Origin of the sequence: Ectothiorhodospira sp. 9100, from assembly GCF_022227565.1 — a bacterium.
GTDB lineage: Bacteria > Pseudomonadota > Gammaproteobacteria > Ectothiorhodospirales > Ectothiorhodospiraceae > Ectothiorhodospira > Ectothiorhodospira marina.
In genome coordinates this window covers 1-16138 of the sequence record NZ_JAJNAN010000002.1, presented here as the reverse complement: position 1 = coordinate 16138, position 16138 = coordinate 1, and the positions used below count along the sequence as shown (strand labels likewise).

Genomic DNA, 16138 nt, shown 5'->3' with positions numbered 1-16138 from the left:
CAATGGGATGGACTCCTCCTCACCTAACCGGCATCTATGTGCCAAAATGGTGAGTGAACTGTCAACCATCATGAAGATGAGGAGAAGTCCACATGAACATTATCCGCGTCGGGGTTGATATTGCCAAGTCCGTCAACTCATCTGGCATGGCTACACCAAGCTCACCAGCATGAGCTTTGCCTATGCCTTGCGGGATGGAATCGAATGATCATGCTCGGCAAAAGTAACTGGTCTGCGACACTTGTGGGTAAAGGGCAGTGCTAGCTTTGTTGTGGCGATAGTTGATTAGCCGATTACGCGCGGTCAAATCCAGCAACCTCATGCGTAGATTTTCAAGCGCCTGAACAGATCTAGATTGTGTTACGTGCGTATCTTGATCCATCGCCACACCCTATATTCCTAGCTTTATCTTCGTGATGGGCGGATCTCGCCCTAGTAAATGACAACACCATCCTATCGAAGCGATATTTGGAATACCGCCCGCAAAGGCTGAGCCAATTTTTAGTCAGAAATTAGGCAGCAAAGCACATGACAGCAATCATCATGTATCTGGCGTTTGGCTCCATACCCACTGCAGCGGGCCTAGCATCGCCCTACTCCACCGTCACCGACTTGGCCAGGTTGCGGGGCTGGTCCACGTCGGTGCCCTTGAGGATGGCGGTGTGGTAGGAGAGCAGTTGCAGGGGCACGGTATGGATGATGGCGGAGAGCCAGTCGTCCACGGGGGGGACGGCCAGGCTCTGGATGGAGTCGTCGCTGCCCAGGGCGGCCACATCGTCGGTGAAGACCATCAGGTGTCCGCCGCGGGCCCTCACCTCTTCCAGGTTGGATTTGAGCTTTTCCAGCAGATGATTGTTGGGGGCCACCACCACCACGGGCATGTCGGCGTCCACCAGGGCCAGAGGGCCGTGTTTGAGTTCCCCGGCGGGGTAGGCCTCGGCGTGGATGTAGGAGATCTCCTTGAGCTTGAGGGCGCCTTCCAGGGCAATGGGGTAATGGCAGCCACGCCCCAGGAACAGGGCGTGATGCTTGTCGGCCAGGCCCATGGCCAGGCGCTCGATGGGCTTATCCAGGGCCAGCACCTTTTCCAGGGCGGCAGGCAGGGCGCGCAGCTGCTCCACGAAGGCCTGTGCCCGGGCAGACGACAGGCCATGGTGGCGACCCAGGGAGAGGACGAGCAGGAACAGGGCCACCAGCTGGGTGGTGAAGGCCTTGGTGGAGGCCACGCCGATCTCGGGGCCGGCATGGGTCATGAGCACCATGTCGGACTCACGCACCAGGGAGCTCTCCGGCACGTTGCAGATGGCCAGTGAGCCCAGGTAGTCATCCTCGCTGGCCTGACGCAGGGCCGCCAGGGAGTCGGCGGTCTCGCCGGACTGGGAGATGGTCACCAGCAGGCAGTCGGGGAGCACGGCATGGCGCCGGTAGCGGAATTCACTGGCCACCTCCACCCGGCAGGGCAGCCCCAGCAGGCCCTCGATCCAGTAACCGGCCACCAGGCCGGCATGGTAGCTGGTGCCGCAGGCGAGGATCTGCACCGACTTCACCCGCGCCAGGATCTCCTCGGAGCCGGGGCCCATGATGCCTTCCAGCACACCATCCGGGGCCAGGCGGCCCTCCAGGGTCTCGGCCACCGCGCGGGGCTGTTCGTGGATCTCCTTGAGCATGAAATGGCGGAAGCGGCCGCGATCGGCGGCCCCGGCCGTGAGCGAACTCTCGGTCACCGGCCGTTCCACGGTGTGGCCCTGCGCGTCCAGGACTCGATAGCCGTCCCGTCGCAGCTCGGCGATGTCGCCGTTCTCCAGGTACACGAAGCGCTGCGTGACCGGCAGCATGGCCTGGATGTCCGAGGCGATGAAATGCTCGCCGATGCCCAGTCCGATGATCAATGGACTGCCCTCGCGCACGGCGATCAGGCGACCGGGCTCGTCCCGGCTCATGACACCCAGGGCGTAGGCGCCACTGAAATGCGCCGTGGCCCGCCGCACCGCCTCCAGAAGATCATGACCCTGCTGGCAGTAGTCCATGATCTGGTGGGCGATGACTTCGGTGTCGGTGTCGGAGGTGAATTCAAAGCCCCGAGCCTTGAGATCGTCCCGAAGGGCCTGGTAGTTTTCGATGATCCCGTTGTGGACCACGGCAATGCGCTCGCCGCTCAGGTGGGGATGGGCGTTGCGCTCGGTGGGGCCACCATGGGTCGCCCAGCGGGTGTGGGCGATGCCGAGGGTGCCGGTGAGGCCACTGCCGGCCACCCGCTGCGCCAGGGCTTCCACCTTGCCCACGGAGCGTTCCCGCTGCAGGCGACCCTGAGCGTCCATGATGACCATGCCGGCAGAGTCGTAGCCCCGGTACTCCAGGCGCCTGAGGCCTTCGATGAGGATGGGTTGGACGTCACGTTGGGCGATGGCGCCGATGATTCCGCACATGGTGAATCCTTTTGTTTATGTCATGAGGGCGAGTATCTGGGCCGGGGCTTCGTGCCCGCCGCGCCCCTCATCCCCGGCCCTTCTCCCCCGAGGGGAGAAGGGAGCTGTAGCCCCTGTGCCCTGGGGTAGAGGGGTATTGAGCCCCTCTCCCGCCAGCGGGAGAGGGGTTGGGGTGAGGGCCCGTATGGCACCCCAAGTCCCTCAACCGCCCTTCTTCGTCGGTCGCTGCCAGTCCGCGCGGGTTTCCAGCGGCGCGCGGGTCAGCGTGAGTTGCCCTGCCGGGGCATCGGCGTTGATGGTGGAACCGGCACCGATGGTGGCGCCCTCGCCCACCGTGACCGGGGCCACCAGGGCGGTGTTGGAGCCGATGAAGGCGCCGTCGCCGATCACGGTCAGGTGCTTGTTGGCGCCATCGTAATTGCAGGTGATGGTCCCGGCGCCCACGTTCACACCTCGGCCTATCTGGCTGTCGCCCACATAGCTCAGGTGATTCACCTTGGATCCCTCGCCCACCTGGCTTTTCTTGATCTCGACAAAATTACCCACGTGCACGCCGGCCGCCAGATCCGTACCCGGACGAATGCGCGCGAAGGGCCCGATACGAGCGTCGGGGCCGATGGTTGCGTCCTCAAGGATACAATGGGGCTGGATCACGGTGCCCGGACCCACCATCACATTGCGCAGCACGCAATGGGCACCCACCTGAACGCACTCGGCCAGGGTGACCTGACCTTCCAGGATCACATTCACATCCAGGACGACATCCTGCCCAGCCGTGACCGTACCACGGACATCCAGACGCGCCGGATCACGCACCGAGACGCCGGCGCGCATCAGGATTTCCGCCTGGCGACGCTGATAGGCACGTTCCAGGGTCGCCAGTTGAAGCCGATCGTTGACGCCCTGGAACTGTTCGGGATCATCGGCCACCACCGCCGCCACCCGGGCACCATCCCCGGCAGCCAGTGAGATGCAGTCGGTGAGATAATATTCGCCCTGGGCATTGTTGCGGTCCACCCGGCCCAGCCAGTCTTCCAGCCGTTGGCGATGGGCGGCCATGAAACCGGTGTTCACCTCGCGAATGGCAAGCTCATCGGCTGTGGCGTCCTTTTGTTCAACAATGCGTGCCGGTTGCCCCTTGGCGTCGCGCAGGATGCGTCCGTAGCCTGTGGGATCTTCCAGCATCATGGTCTGCACGGCCAGTTCATGGTCATCCAGGCCCTGAAGCAGCCGAGCCAGGCTATCCTGGGCCACCAGGGGTACATCCCCATAGAGAACCAGAACACGATCGTCCTGCCCGGCCTCAGGCAGGGCCTGAGCCACCGCATGCCCCGTGCCCAGTTGCTCGACCTGCTCCACCCAGGTGACCGGGGCATCTGCCATGGCCTGACGCACCTGATCGCCCCCATGACCATAGACGACAACAATCCGCTCGGGCATCAACCCCTGTGCGGTGTGGATGACATGCGCCAGCAAGGGCTGTCCAGCCAGAGGGTGCAGAACCTTGGGCAGGGCTGAGCGCATGCGCGTACCCTGGCCAGCGGCGAGGATGATGACGGTGGTTGGGTTGCTCACTTGGGGGCCTTCCCGATCTATATTCCAATGAAGTGGGAAAGTCTACCGGAATGGAACGCGGCGGGGGAACCGACAGGGCCCCGACTGCCTCGTCCCATGCCTGACGCAGAACGACAAAAGGCCCCTCTCCCAGGCGGGCAAGGGGCCTTTGTCACGAACGGGAACGGTGCCCGTCCGGCCTTACTGATTGTTACCGCTGTTACGCAGCTTCTGGATCATGCGCAGGCGTGCTGCCGCCTCGATGAGCTCCGACTGGGCCTTGGCGTAGTCGAAGTCCGCCCTGCGGTTGGCCAGGGCATCCTCGGCACGCTGCTTGGCCTCCAGGGCCTCCGCTTCGTCCAGATCCTTGGCCCGGATGGCGGTATCCGCCAACACGGTTACCACATGGGGCTGCACCTCCAGCACACCCCCGGAGATGAAGATGTTGTGCTCCTCACCGGAGTCCGACACCTTTACCCGGATCTCGCCCGGCTTGAGCAGCGAGATGTACTGGGAGTGACGAGGCATGATACCCACCTCGCCATGCTCTGCCGGCGCCACCAGCATGTGAGCCGTACCGGAGTAGATGGACTCCTCCGCGCTCACAATATCGACGTGAAACGTCATGGACATGGTTGCCCCCGCTTACTTGTTGAGCTTCTCCGCCTTCTCGACGGCCTCTTCGATGCTGCCCACCATGTAGAAGGCCTGCTCCGGGAGGTGATCGTACTCGCCGTCGACGATGGCCTGGAAGCCATTGATGGTGTCCTTGAGGGACACATATTTGCCGGGCGCGCCGGTGAACACTTCTGCCACGAAGAAGGGCTGGGAAAGGAAGCGCTGGATCTTACGCGCCCGGGACACCACCTGCTTGTCTTCCTCGGACAACTCATCCATACCCAGGATGGCAATGATGTCCTTCAGTTCCTTGTAGCGCTGCAGGGTGTTCTGCACGGCACGGGCAGTGTCGTAGTGCTCTTGACCGATGATCAGCGGGTCCAGCTGACGGCTGGTGGAGTCCAGGGGATCCACTGCCGGATAGATGCCCAGCTCGGCGATCTGACGGGACAGCACCACCGTGGCATCCAGGTGAGCAAAGGTGGTGGCCGGGGATGGGTCAGTCAGGTCGTCCGCAGGCACGTACACGGCCTGGATGGAGGTGATGGAGCCCTTCTTGGTGGAGGTGATACGCTCCTGAAGAACACCCATTTCCTCAGCCAGGGTGGGCTGGTAACCCACTGCGGAGGGCATACGGCCCAGCAGTGCGGACACCTCGGTACCGGCCAGGGTGTAACGGTAGATGTTGTCGATGAACATCAGCACGTCACGGCCTTCGTCACGGAAGTATTCCGCCATGGTCAGACCGGTCAGTGCCACGCGCAGACGGTTGCCCGGAGGCTCATTCATCTGGCCATAGACCAAGGCCACCTTGTCCAGCACGTTGGAGTCCTTCATCTCGTGGTAGAAGTCGTTACCCTCACGGGTACGCTCCCCCACACCGGCGAACACGGAGTAACCGGAGTGTTCGATGGCGATGTTGCGGATCAGCTCCATCATGTTCACGGTCTTGCCCACGCCGGCACCGCCGAACAGACCCACCTTGCCACCCTTGGCAAACGGGCAAAGCAGGTCGATCACCTTGATGCCGGTCTCCAGCAGGTCGGTGGAACCGGCCTGTTCTTCGTAGCTGGGCGCCGCACGGTGGATGGACCAGGAGTCCTCCGCCTTCACGTCGCCGGCGTTGTCCACCGGCTTGCCCAGCACGTCCATGATCCGGCCCAGGGTGCCCTTGCCCACCGGCACGGTGATGGCCTTGCCGGTGTTGGAGACGTTGATGCCACGGCGCAGGCCGTCGGTAGTACCCATGGCGATGGTCCGCACCACACCGTCACCCAGCTGCTGCTGAACTTCCAGGGTGAGGCCGACCTCTTCCACCATGAGGGCATCGTAGATCTTGGGCACGGCGTCACGGGGGAACTCTACGTCCACCACCGCGCCGATAATTTCAACGATGTTTCCAGCACTCATGTTGATAATCCTCTAGTCTTTCGAATCTTGAACCGGGGTCGGCCTCAAACCGCAGCGGCGCCGCCGACGATCTCGGAGATCTCCTGGGTGATGGCTGCCTGGCGTGCCTTGTTGTACACCAGTTGCAGCTCATCGATGAGATCCCCGGCGTTGTCGGTGGCCGACTTCATCGCCACCATCCGGGCTGCCATTTCACAGGCCACGTTTTCGACCACCGCCTGGTAGATTACGGACTCGATGTAACGGGTCAGCAGGGTGTCCAGCACGGGCACGGTATCCGGCTCGTAGATGTAGTCCCAGTGATGCTTGAGCTCGTCCTCGCCGGCGGGCTCGATGGGCAGCAGGGTCGTGACCTTGGGCTTCTGGCTCATGGTGTTGACAAACTCGTTCTCCACCAGCAATAGCCGGTCGATCCGGCCCTCGTCATAGGCCTCGAGCATCACCTTGATGGTGCCGATCAGGTCATTGAGACGGGGCTTGTCGCCCAGGTTGGCCGTATTGGCCACCACATTGCCACCCATGCGACGGAAGAACCCGAGGGCCTTGCTGCCGATCAGGCACAAATCGATCTCCACGTCCTGTTCCTGCCACTCGCGCATCTGCTGCACGGTCTTCTTGAACAGGTTGATGTTCAGACCACCGCACAGCCCCCGGTCGGTGGACACCACAATGATGCCCACCCGCTTGACGTCCCGCTCTTCCAGATACGGATGCCGGTACTCTGCGTTCGCCATGGCCACGTGGCCGATGACCTGCCGGATCTTTTCCGCGTAGGGGCGAGTTTCCAGCATGCGGTCCTGCGCCCTGCGCATCTTGCTGGCGGCCACCATTTCCATGGCTTTGGTGATCTTCTGAGTATTCTTGATACTCTTGATCTGGCCGCGGATCTCTTTTGCGCCTGCCATAAGTCAGCCCCCGATTACCAGCTGTGATTTGCCTTGAACTCATCAAGGGCGGCCTTCATGCCGGACTTGATGTCGTCACCGAAATCACCCGTCTCGTTGATCTTGTCCAGGAGTTCCTTCTGGCTCGAGCGCAGGTAATCATGCAGAGCGTGTTCAAAGTCCACGACCTTCTTGTCTTCCACGTCGTCCAGATAGCCTTCCTCGGCAGCGAACAGCGAGAAGGCCATCTCACCGATGGACAGCGGCGCATACTGCTTCTGCTTCATGAGTTCCATGACGCGCTGACCGCGTTCCAGCTGCTTGCGGGTGGCTTCGTCCAGGTCGGAAGCAAACTGCGAGAAGGCCGCCAGCTCACGATACTGCGCCAGTGCCAGACGCACGCCGCCACCCAGCTTCTTGATGATCTTGGTCTGGGCCGAGCCACCCACACGCGACACGGACAGGCCCGCGTTGATGGCCGGCCGGATACCTGCGTTGAACAGGTCCGTTTCCAGGAAGATCTGACCGTCGGTGATGGAGATCACGTTGGTCGGCACGAAGGCAGACACGTCACCGGCCTGGGTCTCGATGATGGGCAGAGCGGTCAGCGAACCAGTCTTGCCCTTCACCTTGCCGTTGGTGAACTTCTCCACGTATTCAGCGTTCACGCGGGAAGCACGCTCCAGCAGGCGGGAGTGCAGGTAGAACACGTCACCGGGATAGGCTTCACGACCCGGCGGACGACGCAGCAACAGGGAGACCTGGCGATAGGCCCAGGCCTGCTTGGTGAGGTCGTCATAGATGATCAGGGCATCTTCACCCCGGTCACGGAAGTACTCACCCATGGCGCAACCGGCGTACGGAGCAATGTACTGCATCGCGGCAGATTCGGACGCAGTGGCAGCGACGATGATGGTGTGCTCCATCGCGCCATGCTCTTCCAGCTTGCGCACCACGCTGGCAATGGAAGAGGCCTTCTGCCCCACTGCCACGTAGATGCACTTAATGCCGGTGCCCTTCTGATTGATGATGGCATCCACGGCCACGGCAGTCTTGCCGGTCTGGCGGTCGCCGATGATCAGCTCACGCTGGCCGCGACCCACCGGCACCATGGCGTCCACAGCCTTCAGACCGGTCTGCACCGGCTGATCCACGGACTGGCGTTCGATCACGCCCGGGGCAATCTTCTCGATGGGGGCCGTCCCATCGGATTCGATGCTGCCCTTGCCATCCACCGGCATACCCAGGGAGTTCACCACGCGACCCAGCAGGGCCTCGCCTACCGGCACTTCCAGGATGCGACCGGTGCACTTGGCGGTGTCGCCTTCCGTGATGTGCTTGTAATCACCCAGGATCACGGAGCCCACGGAATCACGCTCAAGGTTGAGCGCCAGGCCATAGGTGTCGCCGGGGAATTCGATCATTTCGCCCTGCATGACATCGGCCAGACCGTGCAGTCGGCAGATACCATCGGACAGACTGACCACGGTGCCCTCGGTGCGCGCCTCGGCCGCCGATTCGTAGCTTTTGATACGCTGGCTGATCAGTTCACTGATTTCAGACGGGTTGAGTTGCATAGTTCGAAATCCTCTTAGCTCGAATCCTCTTAGCGGCTCAGACTACTGGCCAGGCGCGACAGGCGCCCTCGGACCGAGCCATCGATGACCAGGTCTCCCGCGCGGATGATGGCGCCGCCGATGAGGCTGTCGTCCACCTTGCAGACCAGATCCACGTCACGCCCGAGGCGCTTTTTCAGCGCGTCGGCAATCGACTTTTTCTGATCCGCATCCACATCCTGCGCGGAGAACACCGTGGCTTCCACCTTGCGTTCTGCTTCCGCCTTCATGGTCTCGAAGAGCCAGGCGATCTCGGGCAGCAGCGGCAAACGGTCATTCTCCGCCAGGAGGCGTATGAAGTTGCGTCCACCATCGTCCACCTTGCCTTCGCAGGTCTCGAGGAAGGCCTTGGCCATCGTCTCGCGGGTGATTTTGGGGCTATCGAGGAACTCGTTCATCTTCGCGTCGCTGGCGACCGCGGACATGAAAGCGAGTTGATCGGACCAGCCGGCCAGATTGCCGGCGTCCTTTGCGACCTCGAACGCCGCCTTGGCGTAGGGCCTTGCGGCCGTGGTTTTCTCAGACATGGCGGCTCACCTAGATCTGGCTCACCAGGTCTTTGATCACCTGATTGTGGGCTTTGGCGTCGACTTCCTTTTTCAGGATTCGCTCGGCACCGGTGACCGCCAGCGTACCCACCTGCTTGCGCAGTTCCTCGCGGGCACGATTGACCTCCTGCTCGATCTCGGATTGAGCGGATTCCTTGATGCGGTCGGCTTCCTGGCGAGCGGTATCCTTGGAGGATTCAACGATTTCGTTGGCGCGCTTCTGAGCTGTGGCGACGATCTCCGCAGCCTGCTGCTTCGCTTCCTGAAGGGCCTTTTTAGCCTTCTCTTCGGCAAGCTGCTGCTCATGCTTGCCGCGCTCGGCGGCCGCCAGGCCATCGGCGATCTCTTTCTGACGCTCTTTCATCGCCTTGATGATGGGGGGCCACACATACTTCATGGTGACCCACACCAACAGGGCGAAGGTGATCATCTGACCGAGCAGCGTGAGATTGATATTCACGTTGCTACCTCCCCTAGAGACGGTTGTATCGGGTGGACTGCGCGATAATACATCCGCGCTTTAACCGGTCACCGCGCCCAGGAAGGGGTTAGCAAAGGTGAAGAACAGGGCCAGACCCACACCGATCATGGTCACGGCATCCAGCAGACCGGCAACGATGAACATCTTCACCTGCAGCATGGGGACCATCTCGGGCTGACGCGCGGCGCCTTCCAGGAAACGGCCACCCAGCAGGCCGAAGCCGATGGCGGTACCAAGAGCGCCCAGACCCAGAATCAGGCCGACAGCAATGGCGGTCATGCCCTGAACGTTAGCGATGGCGAGTTCCATAACTTCCTCCAGAAAGTTTAAAAGTCAAAGGTTACAAAGAACAGCTTGGGGTGAATCCATCCCGGGCCGCCAACGGCGACCGGGATGCCGTTCGTCAATGATCTTCGTGGGCCATGCTCAGGTACACGATGGTGAGCACCATGAAGATGAACGCCTGCAAGGTGATGATCAGCAACTTGAACAGCGACCAGGGCAACCCCAGCGTCCACTGGATGTACCAGGGTAGCAGGGCGATCAGGGTGAAGATCAGGCCACCGGCATACATATTGCCGAATAGTCGCAGTGAGAGCGAGACCGGCTTGGCGATCTCTTCCACCACCTTGAGGACCAGATTGAAGGGCATCAGCCATTTGCCGAAGGGGTGAAGGAGCATTTCCTTGGCGAAACCGACGCCCCCCTTGATGTGGATGCTGTAGAAGATGATCAGACCGAACACTGCCAGGGACATGCCGAAGGTGGCATTGATGTCCGAGGTGGGGTTGATGCGCATGTACTCGATCCCCACCGAATGGGCCAGATAGGGGATCAGATCATAGGGGAGCAGCTTGAGCAGGTTCATGAGGAAGATCCACACGAACAGGGTCAGCGCCAGCGGCGCGATCAGATTGCTGCGACCATGGAAGGTGTCCTTCACCTGTTGATCCACGAAGCCTACGATGATCTCCACGAGATTCTGCAGGTTGCCCGGCACGCCTTGTGTGACGTATTTGGCGGCTTGCATGAAGATGTAGAGGAACAAACCACCCATGGCCAGGGAGAAGAACATGGTATCCAGGTGGATCGACCAGAACGATTCCGGGTTGCCCAGAGTCAAATGACTCAGGTGGTGCTTGATGTAGTCTCCAGCAGACTCGTATTCCATTGACATGGTGTTCGCTCGCTTTTACTCGTTTGCGCCGGACATCACCGGCAGCAGGGCCAGCCAAAAGGCCATGAGTCCGGCCATGTAAGTCAGAAACATGGGCAGGAACTCAACCTCCAGCCACACGATTGCGACCACAAACAGGGCCACAGTCAGGAAGATTTTCTGGGTCTCCCCGGCATAGAAACTTCTTACGATGGTTTTCGCCGGCCGCCCCCTGCGGCCAGAAAAGACGCGGAACGCAAAATACGCTGTCGAGATGAAACTGATCAAGCCGCCCATCAGGGCCGCCCACGCCGTCTCCGGCCCGCCTGCCAAGTATCCCCCCAGGTAACCCAGGGCCGCGACCAGCAATTGCAGGCCAAGGATGAACTTGGTCGCCCGGTTCCAGAGTCTTGCCTGGGCGAGCGGGTGGTGGGTCATGTCGTCGATCGGTGATTCACCTTTTTGTTCCGGCGCTCCGGAAGACCGCGCACCGATGACAGCAGCGCGGCATTATAAGAGTCCACTAACGGGCGGTCAACGCTGGAATTGACAAACGCGACGTTTGATGTCCCATCAATTAATGTGGCCAAGGATGCCATCGAGCTCGTCGAGGCTGTTGTACTGGATGACGAGCTTGCCTCGCCCGCGGGTATTGTACTGGATATTCACCCGCGCGCCGAGGCGGTCGGAAAGCTCGGATTCCAGGCGCTCCACGTCCGGATTGCGTGGGGGCTTGGCGGTCTCGGGGGGCTTTTCCTGCGCATTGAGCAGGGACTGCACCAGACGCTCGGTCTCGCGCACGGACAGCCCCTTCTCGGCCACGCGGCGTGCGGCGTCCACCTGCACCGACCCCATCAGGGTGAGCAGCGCCCGGGCGTGCCCCATCTCCAGACGCCCCTCGTCCACCAGGGTCTTGACCGGATCCTCCAGTTCCTGCAAGCGCAGCAGGTTGGTGACACTGGTGCGGGAACGCCCCACGGAGTCTGCCGCCTGCTGGTGCGTGAGGCCGAACTCCTCAATAAGACGATGCAATGCATTGGCCTCTTCCAGGGGATTGAGGTCTTCCCGCTGGATATTCTCGATCAGGGCCATGGCCGCGGCGGCCCGGTCGGGCACGTCGCGCACCACGGCGGGGATCTCGTGCAGACCCACCATCTGCGCGGCCCGCCAGCGACGCTCACCGGCCACCAGTTCAAACCCCTCCCCCACCGGCCGAATGACCACCGGCTGCACCATGCCCTGGGCGCGGATGGAGCTGGCCAGCTCCTCAAGCGCCTCCGGCTGGATGTTCACACGAGGCTGATAGCGCCCACGGCGGATCTGCTCCACCGGCACCTGCCGCAGATCGGAAGGGTCATCCCGTTCATGTCCGGCCTGGCTGGCGCTGGAAAGCAACACGTCCAGGCCGCGACCCAGTCCCGATTTTCTTCTTGCCATGATGCTGTTTACCCGAAAGTAAGGGGCTGCAAAGCGGATGGGGCGCGCCGCGGGACGGGCAACCCAGTCGCGGTCGGCGAATGGACTCAGGCCACGCCCGGGACATTCTCAGGTGTTGTGGCCCGACCTTCGCGACGCAGGATCTCGCCGGCCAGGGCCAGGTAGGCCAGGGCGCCGCGGGAGGACTTATCATACAGGATGACCGGCAGCCCATGACTGGGCGCTTCCGCCAGACGGATATTGCGCGGAATCACGGTGCGATAGACCCGCTCCCCGAAGTGCTGGGTGAGCTGTTCGCTCACCTCGGTGGACAGGTTATTGCGCGGATCGAACATGGTGCGCAACAAACCGTGAATCTGCAGTTCGTGATTGACCGACTCACGGATGCTGTCGATGGTCTGCACCAGCGCCGAGAGCCCCTCCAGGGCGTAATACTCGCACTGCATGGGGATGATGACTCCATGGGCCGCCACCAGGGCATTGACGGTCAGCATGTTCAGTGCGGGCGGACAATCGATGATGATGAAGTCGTAGTCTTCCTGTACGCCAGCCAGCGCCTCCTGCAGACGGTATTCCCGGCGCAGGGCAGTCATCAGGTTCACCTCGGCCACAGTGAGGTCGCTGTTGGCGGGCATCAGACTGTAACCCACGGCCTCCATCTTCATGATGGTGTCGGCGGCCGTGGTGCGCTTCATGAGTACGTCACAGGCGCTGTGTTCCAGGTCGTACTTGTCGGCACCACTGCCCATGGTGGCGTTGCCCTGCGGGTCCAGGTCGATCAGGAGCACGCGCCGCCGGGCAGCCGCCAGGGAGGCGGCCAGGTTAATGCTGGTAGTGGTCTTGCCGACCCCACCCTTCTGGTTGGCCACGGCGATGATTCTGACCATGTCTCAGGAATCCTTTGTGATTTCGACCAGGTGGCGCACGGCGGATAGGCCGGGCACCCGGAGCGAATGGGTCGCCACCACGGACCAGCCGGCAGGCAGCCCTTCGGGGTCGTTGTCGGCGTCACGGCCCTTCATGGCGAGCAACTGCCCGCTGGGCCCGCACAGGTGGCCGGCCACACGCGTGAATGTGCCGGTGGCGGAGAATGCGCGGCTGATGACTGTATCAAAGCCCTGCTCCATACGGTAGTTTTCCACCCGGGCATGGACCACTTCAACGTTCTCGAGACCCAACTCCATGGCCACCTGACGCAGAAACCGGGTCTTCTTGATCCCTGAGTCCAGCAGCACAAACTGCCACTCGGGCCTGGCCAGGGCCAGGGGGATGCCCGGCAGACCCGGCCCGGTCCCTACATCCAGGATACGCGGACCCCGCACATGGGGCAGTGCGGCCAGCGAATCCAGCAGGTGGACATTGACCATGTCCCGAGGATCGCGCACGGCGGTGAGGTTGTAGGCCTTATTCCAGCGGGAGAGCAGGGAGACGTAGGCCAGCAGCGGCGCCTTCAGTTCGGCGTTGAGCCCCAGCTGGCCCAATCCCCGGGCCAGGCGCTCACCCACGTGGGGCGGAAAGGGATGAGGGGCATCGGACAGGTGGGTGGAATCAGGCACTGCGCTTGAGACTCATGGATTGTTTCTTCAGGTGCACCAGCAGCAGGGAGACGGCCGCCGGCGTCACACCGGGGATACGCGACGCCTGCCCCACGGTGGCTGGACGGTGTTCGGCCAGTTTCTGGCGTACTTCATGGGACAGACCGGCCACGGCGTGGTAGTCCAGGTGATCAGGCAAACCGGCATCCTCCAGGCGACGGGCGCGTTCCACGTCGTCCTTCTGGCGCTGGATATAGCCGGCGTATTTGACCTGGATCTCCACCTGCTCGGCCACCCGCGGGTCAGCCACCGGCGGCCCGGCATCCGGCAGGGCGGTGAGTTCGGCGTAGCCAACGCCGGGACGGCGCAAAAGCTCCAGCAATGAGCAGTTCCGGGTCAGGGGCCCATCGAACAGGGCCCGTGCCTGATCCTCGGGCACGCGTCCAGGCTTGAGCATCACACTGTCCAGCCGGGCAGTTTCCCGCTCGATGGCCTCACGCTTGGCGGTGAAGGCTGCCCAGCGTGCGTCGTCCACCACGCCCAGCTCACGCCCCGCCGGGGTGAGTCGCAGATCGGCGTTGTCCTCACGCAGGGTGAGCCGGTACTCGGCGCGACTGGTGAACATGCGATAGGGCTCACCGGTACCGCGGGTGATGAGGTCGTCGATCATCACGCCGATGTAGGCCTCGTCCCGGCGCGGGCACCAGGCGTCCTGGTCCTGCACGCGCCGGGCGGCGTTGATACCGGCCACCAGACCCTGGGCACCCGCCTCTTCGTAGCCGGTGGTGCCGTTGATCTGGCCCGCGAAGAACAGCCCCGGCACGGCCCGGGTTTCCAGGCTGGGCTTGAGGTCGCGGGGATCGAAGAAGTCATATTCGATGGCATAGCCAGGCCGGGTGATATGGGCCTGCTCGAAGCCTTCGATGGAGCGCACCACCTGGACCTGCACATCGAACGGCAGGCTGGTGGAGATGCCATTGGGATAGATCTCGTGGGTGTCCAGGCCTTCGGGCTCGATGAAGATCTGGTGGCGTTCCTTGTCGGCGAAGCGGACCACCTTGTCCTCGATGGAGGGACAGTAGCGGGGGCCGACCCCTTCGATCAGACCGCTGTACAGGGGGGAACGGTGCAGGTTCTCGCGGATGATCTCCAGGGTGCGTGGTGTGGTCCAGTTGATGTGGCAGCTGATCTGGCGCGGGTGCTCGGCGACACTCCCCATATAGGAGAACACGGGTGTGGGGGTGTCGCCGGGCTGTTCGCTGACCCGGTTGAAGTCGATGCTGCGGGCGTCCAGGCGGGGCGGGGTGCCGGTCTTGAGGCGTCCGACCCGGGGTGCCAGTTCCCGCAGGCGTTCGGCCAGGCGGGTGGCGGGGGGATCGCCGGCGCGGCCTCCTGCGTGGTTGGCCTCGCCCACGTGGATGCGGCCAGCCAGGAAGGTGCCTACGGTGAGCACCACTGAGGGGGCCATGAAGTGCAGGCCGGCCTGGGTGATGACGCCGGTGACGCGTTCGCCTTCGATGATGAGGTCATCCACGGCCTGCTGGAAGAGTTGCAGGTGGGGCTGGTTTTCCACGGCATGGCGCACGGCGGCCTTGTAGAGGCTGCGGTCGGCCTGGGCCCGGGTGGCGCGTACGGCGGGGCCCTTGCGGCTGTTGAGGGTGCGGAACTGGATGCCGCCCCGGTCAGCCGCCCGGGCCATGAGGCCGCCCAGGGCGTCGATTTCCTTGACCAAATGGCCTTTGCCGATGCCGCCGATGGCGGGGTTGCAGCTCATCTGGCCGATGGTGTCGATGTTGTGGGTGAGCAGCAGGGTGTTGCAGCCCATGCGTGCGGCCGCCAGGGCTGCCTCGGTCCCGGCATGTCCGCCGCCGACAACGATGACGTCGTATTGAGCCTGGTAGTGCATGGTTGAGGGCCGGGGTTGGGATATGGGGTTAGTTTAACCGGTTGAGGGGTTGGTTGCAGGGGGATCGTGAGGGGGTTGTTTGGGCATCGGTTGGCACCTTTTGGCATTGCCCCCCTGGTTTGGCATAGGGGAGAACCCCACTTGGAGAGATGGGCAGGGTATCAGTGTCGGTTGCTACGGGTGAGCATCGCTCCCTTGGCTTGGCATTGGAGGGAACCCCTTTATGGAGGGTGAGCCTGTCCGCGGGACGCCGTGAATACGTCCCTGTAGGCTTGGGCGCCGCTTCCATGCGGCGCACACCCGCGGACAGGCTCACCCTCCACAAAGGGGTTTGGATGCATTCGTGGCTTCGCGTTGGGTGTGCCCTCCGAATGGCTCGTAGGTAATCGCTGGCCTGAACGTGAAGGAACCGGGGTTCGCTTGAGACACTCCCTTCTCCCCCCTGGGGGAGAAGGGGCGGGGATGAGGGGGTGGGGTAGGCACTGTGCCGGTCCTGGGGGGGGGGGGCCCCCCCCCCCCCCCCCCCGCGGGGGGGGGGGGGGGGGGGGGGGGGGGGGGGGGGGGGGG

The 16138-nt window shown here is 62.8% G+C and carries 15 protein-coding genes; all 15 read right to left on the bottom strand.

Annotation, left to right across the window (positions count from 1 at the left end):
- Positions 1 to 593: 593 nt before the first annotated feature.
- The gene (gene glmS / locus LPW29_RS00900; RefSeq protein ID WP_238626440.1) at positions 594 to 2426 is read right to left on the bottom strand and encodes a glutamine--fructose-6-phosphate transaminase (isomerizing); all 1833 of its coding nucleotides are present in this window, start codon (positions 2424 to 2426) and stop codon (positions 594 to 596) included.
- 201 nt (positions 2427 to 2627) lie between these two features.
- Entirely contained in the window at positions 2628 to 4001 is a 1374-nt protein-coding gene (gene glmU / locus LPW29_RS00895; protein WP_238626439.1) for a bifunctional UDP-N-acetylglucosamine diphosphorylase/glucosamine-1-phosphate N-acetyltransferase GlmU, read from the bottom strand.
- 180 nt (positions 4002 to 4181) lie between these two features.
- Positions 4182 to 4613, bottom strand: a complete 432-nt coding sequence (locus tag LPW29_RS00890) for a F0F1 ATP synthase subunit epsilon (RefSeq protein ID WP_238626438.1) — start codon at positions 4611 to 4613, stop codon at positions 4182 to 4184.
- A gap of 12 nt (positions 4614 to 4625) precedes the next feature.
- Positions 4626 to 6008, bottom strand: a complete 1383-nt coding sequence (atpD, locus tag LPW29_RS00885) for a F0F1 ATP synthase subunit beta (protein ID WP_238626437.1) — start codon at positions 6006 to 6008, stop codon at positions 4626 to 4628.
- Between the two features lie 44 nt (positions 6009 to 6052).
- Positions 6053 to 6913, bottom strand: coding sequence for a F0F1 ATP synthase subunit gamma (gene atpG / locus LPW29_RS00880; RefSeq protein ID WP_238626436.1), 861 nt, complete (start codon positions 6911 to 6913; stop codon positions 6053 to 6055).
- A 14-nt stretch (positions 6914 to 6927) separates the two neighbouring features.
- Positions 6928 to 8469, bottom strand: coding sequence for a F0F1 ATP synthase subunit alpha (gene atpA / locus LPW29_RS00875; RefSeq protein WP_238626435.1), 1542 nt, complete (start codon positions 8467 to 8469; stop codon positions 6928 to 6930).
- A gap of 29 nt (positions 8470 to 8498) precedes the next feature.
- Positions 8499 to 9035, bottom strand: a complete 537-nt coding sequence (locus tag LPW29_RS00870) for a F0F1 ATP synthase subunit delta (protein ID WP_238626434.1) — start codon at positions 9033 to 9035, stop codon at positions 8499 to 8501.
- Positions 9036 to 9045: 10 nt separating this feature from the next.
- Entirely contained in the window at positions 9046 to 9516 is a 471-nt protein-coding gene (locus LPW29_RS00865) for a F0F1 ATP synthase subunit B (protein ID WP_238626433.1), read from the bottom strand.
- A gap of 60 nt (positions 9517 to 9576) precedes the next feature.
- Positions 9577 to 9846 (bottom strand): F0F1 ATP synthase subunit C, encoded by a 270-nt coding sequence (gene atpE, locus LPW29_RS00860; RefSeq protein ID WP_025283074.1) that lies wholly within the window; start codon positions 9844 to 9846, stop codon positions 9577 to 9579.
- Positions 9847 to 9940: 94 nt separating this feature from the next.
- A complete protein-coding gene (gene atpB, locus LPW29_RS00855; protein WP_238626432.1) occupies positions 9941 to 10714 on the bottom strand; it encodes a F0F1 ATP synthase subunit A in 774 nt (257 codons plus the stop codon).
- A gap of 15 nt (positions 10715 to 10729) precedes the next feature.
- Entirely contained in the window at positions 10730 to 11131 is a 402-nt protein-coding gene (locus LPW29_RS00850) for an ATP synthase subunit I (RefSeq protein ID WP_238626431.1), read from the bottom strand.
- A 135-nt stretch (positions 11132 to 11266) separates the two neighbouring features.
- The gene (locus LPW29_RS00845) at positions 11267 to 12130 is read right to left on the bottom strand and encodes a ParB/RepB/Spo0J family partition protein (RefSeq protein ID WP_238626430.1); all 864 of its coding nucleotides are present in this window, start codon (positions 12128 to 12130) and stop codon (positions 11267 to 11269) included.
- Positions 12131 to 12216: 86 nt separating this feature from the next.
- The gene (locus LPW29_RS00840) at positions 12217 to 13017 is read right to left on the bottom strand and encodes a ParA family protein (protein ID WP_090251936.1); all 801 of its coding nucleotides are present in this window, start codon (positions 13015 to 13017) and stop codon (positions 12217 to 12219) included.
- A 3-nt stretch (positions 13018 to 13020) separates the two neighbouring features.
- Complete coding sequence (gene rsmG, locus LPW29_RS00835) at positions 13021 to 13635, bottom strand: 16S rRNA (guanine(527)-N(7))-methyltransferase RsmG (protein WP_090252080.1); 615 nt, start codon at positions 13633 to 13635, stop codon at positions 13021 to 13023.
- Between the two features lie 43 nt (positions 13636 to 13678).
- Positions 13679 to 15571, bottom strand: a complete 1893-nt coding sequence (mnmG, locus tag LPW29_RS00830; RefSeq protein WP_238626429.1) for a tRNA uridine-5-carboxymethylaminomethyl(34) synthesis enzyme MnmG — start codon at positions 15569 to 15571, stop codon at positions 13679 to 13681.
- Positions 15572 to 16138: the final 567 nt, after the last annotated feature.

Coding starts and splice junctions, on each gene's coding strand:
- LPW29_RS00890 (WP_238626438.1), bottom strand. CDS start 4,613: ATGTCCATGACGTTTCACGTCGATATTGTGAGCGCGGAGGAGTCCATC.
- atpG (WP_238626436.1), bottom strand. CDS start 6,913: ATGGCAGGCGCAAAAGAGATCCGCGGCCAGATCAAGAGTATCAAGAAT.
- atpA (WP_238626435.1), bottom strand. CDS start 8,469: ATGCAACTCAACCCGTCTGAAATCAGTGAACTGATCAGCCAGCGTATC.
- mnmG (WP_238626429.1), bottom strand. CDS start 15,571: ATGCACTACCAGGCTCAATACGACGTCATCGTTGTCGGCGGCGGACAT.
- LPW29_RS00850 (WP_238626431.1), bottom strand. CDS start 11,131: ATGACCCACCACCCGCTCGCCCAGGCAAGACTCTGGAACCGGGCGACC.
- LPW29_RS00840 (WP_090251936.1), bottom strand. CDS start 13,017: ATGGTCAGAATCATCGCCGTGGCCAACCAGAAGGGTGGGGTCGGCAAG.
- glmS (WP_238626440.1), bottom strand. CDS start 2,426: ATGTGCGGAATCATCGGCGCCATCGCCCAACGTGACGTCCAACCCATC.
- LPW29_RS00870 (WP_238626434.1), bottom strand. CDS start 9,035: ATGTCTGAGAAAACCACGGCCGCAAGGCCCTACGCCAAGGCGGCGTTC.
- atpE (WP_025283074.1), bottom strand. CDS start 9,846: ATGGAACTCGCCATCGCTAACGTTCAGGGCATGACCGCCATTGCTGTC.
- LPW29_RS00845 (WP_238626430.1), bottom strand. CDS start 12,130: ATGGCAAGAAGAAAATCGGGACTGGGTCGCGGCCTGGACGTGTTGCTT.
- atpB (WP_238626432.1), bottom strand. CDS start 10,714: ATGTCAATGGAATACGAGTCTGCTGGAGACTACATCAAGCACCACCTG.
- atpD (WP_238626437.1), bottom strand. CDS start 6,008: ATGAGTGCTGGAAACATCGTTGAAATTATCGGCGCGGTGGTGGACGTA.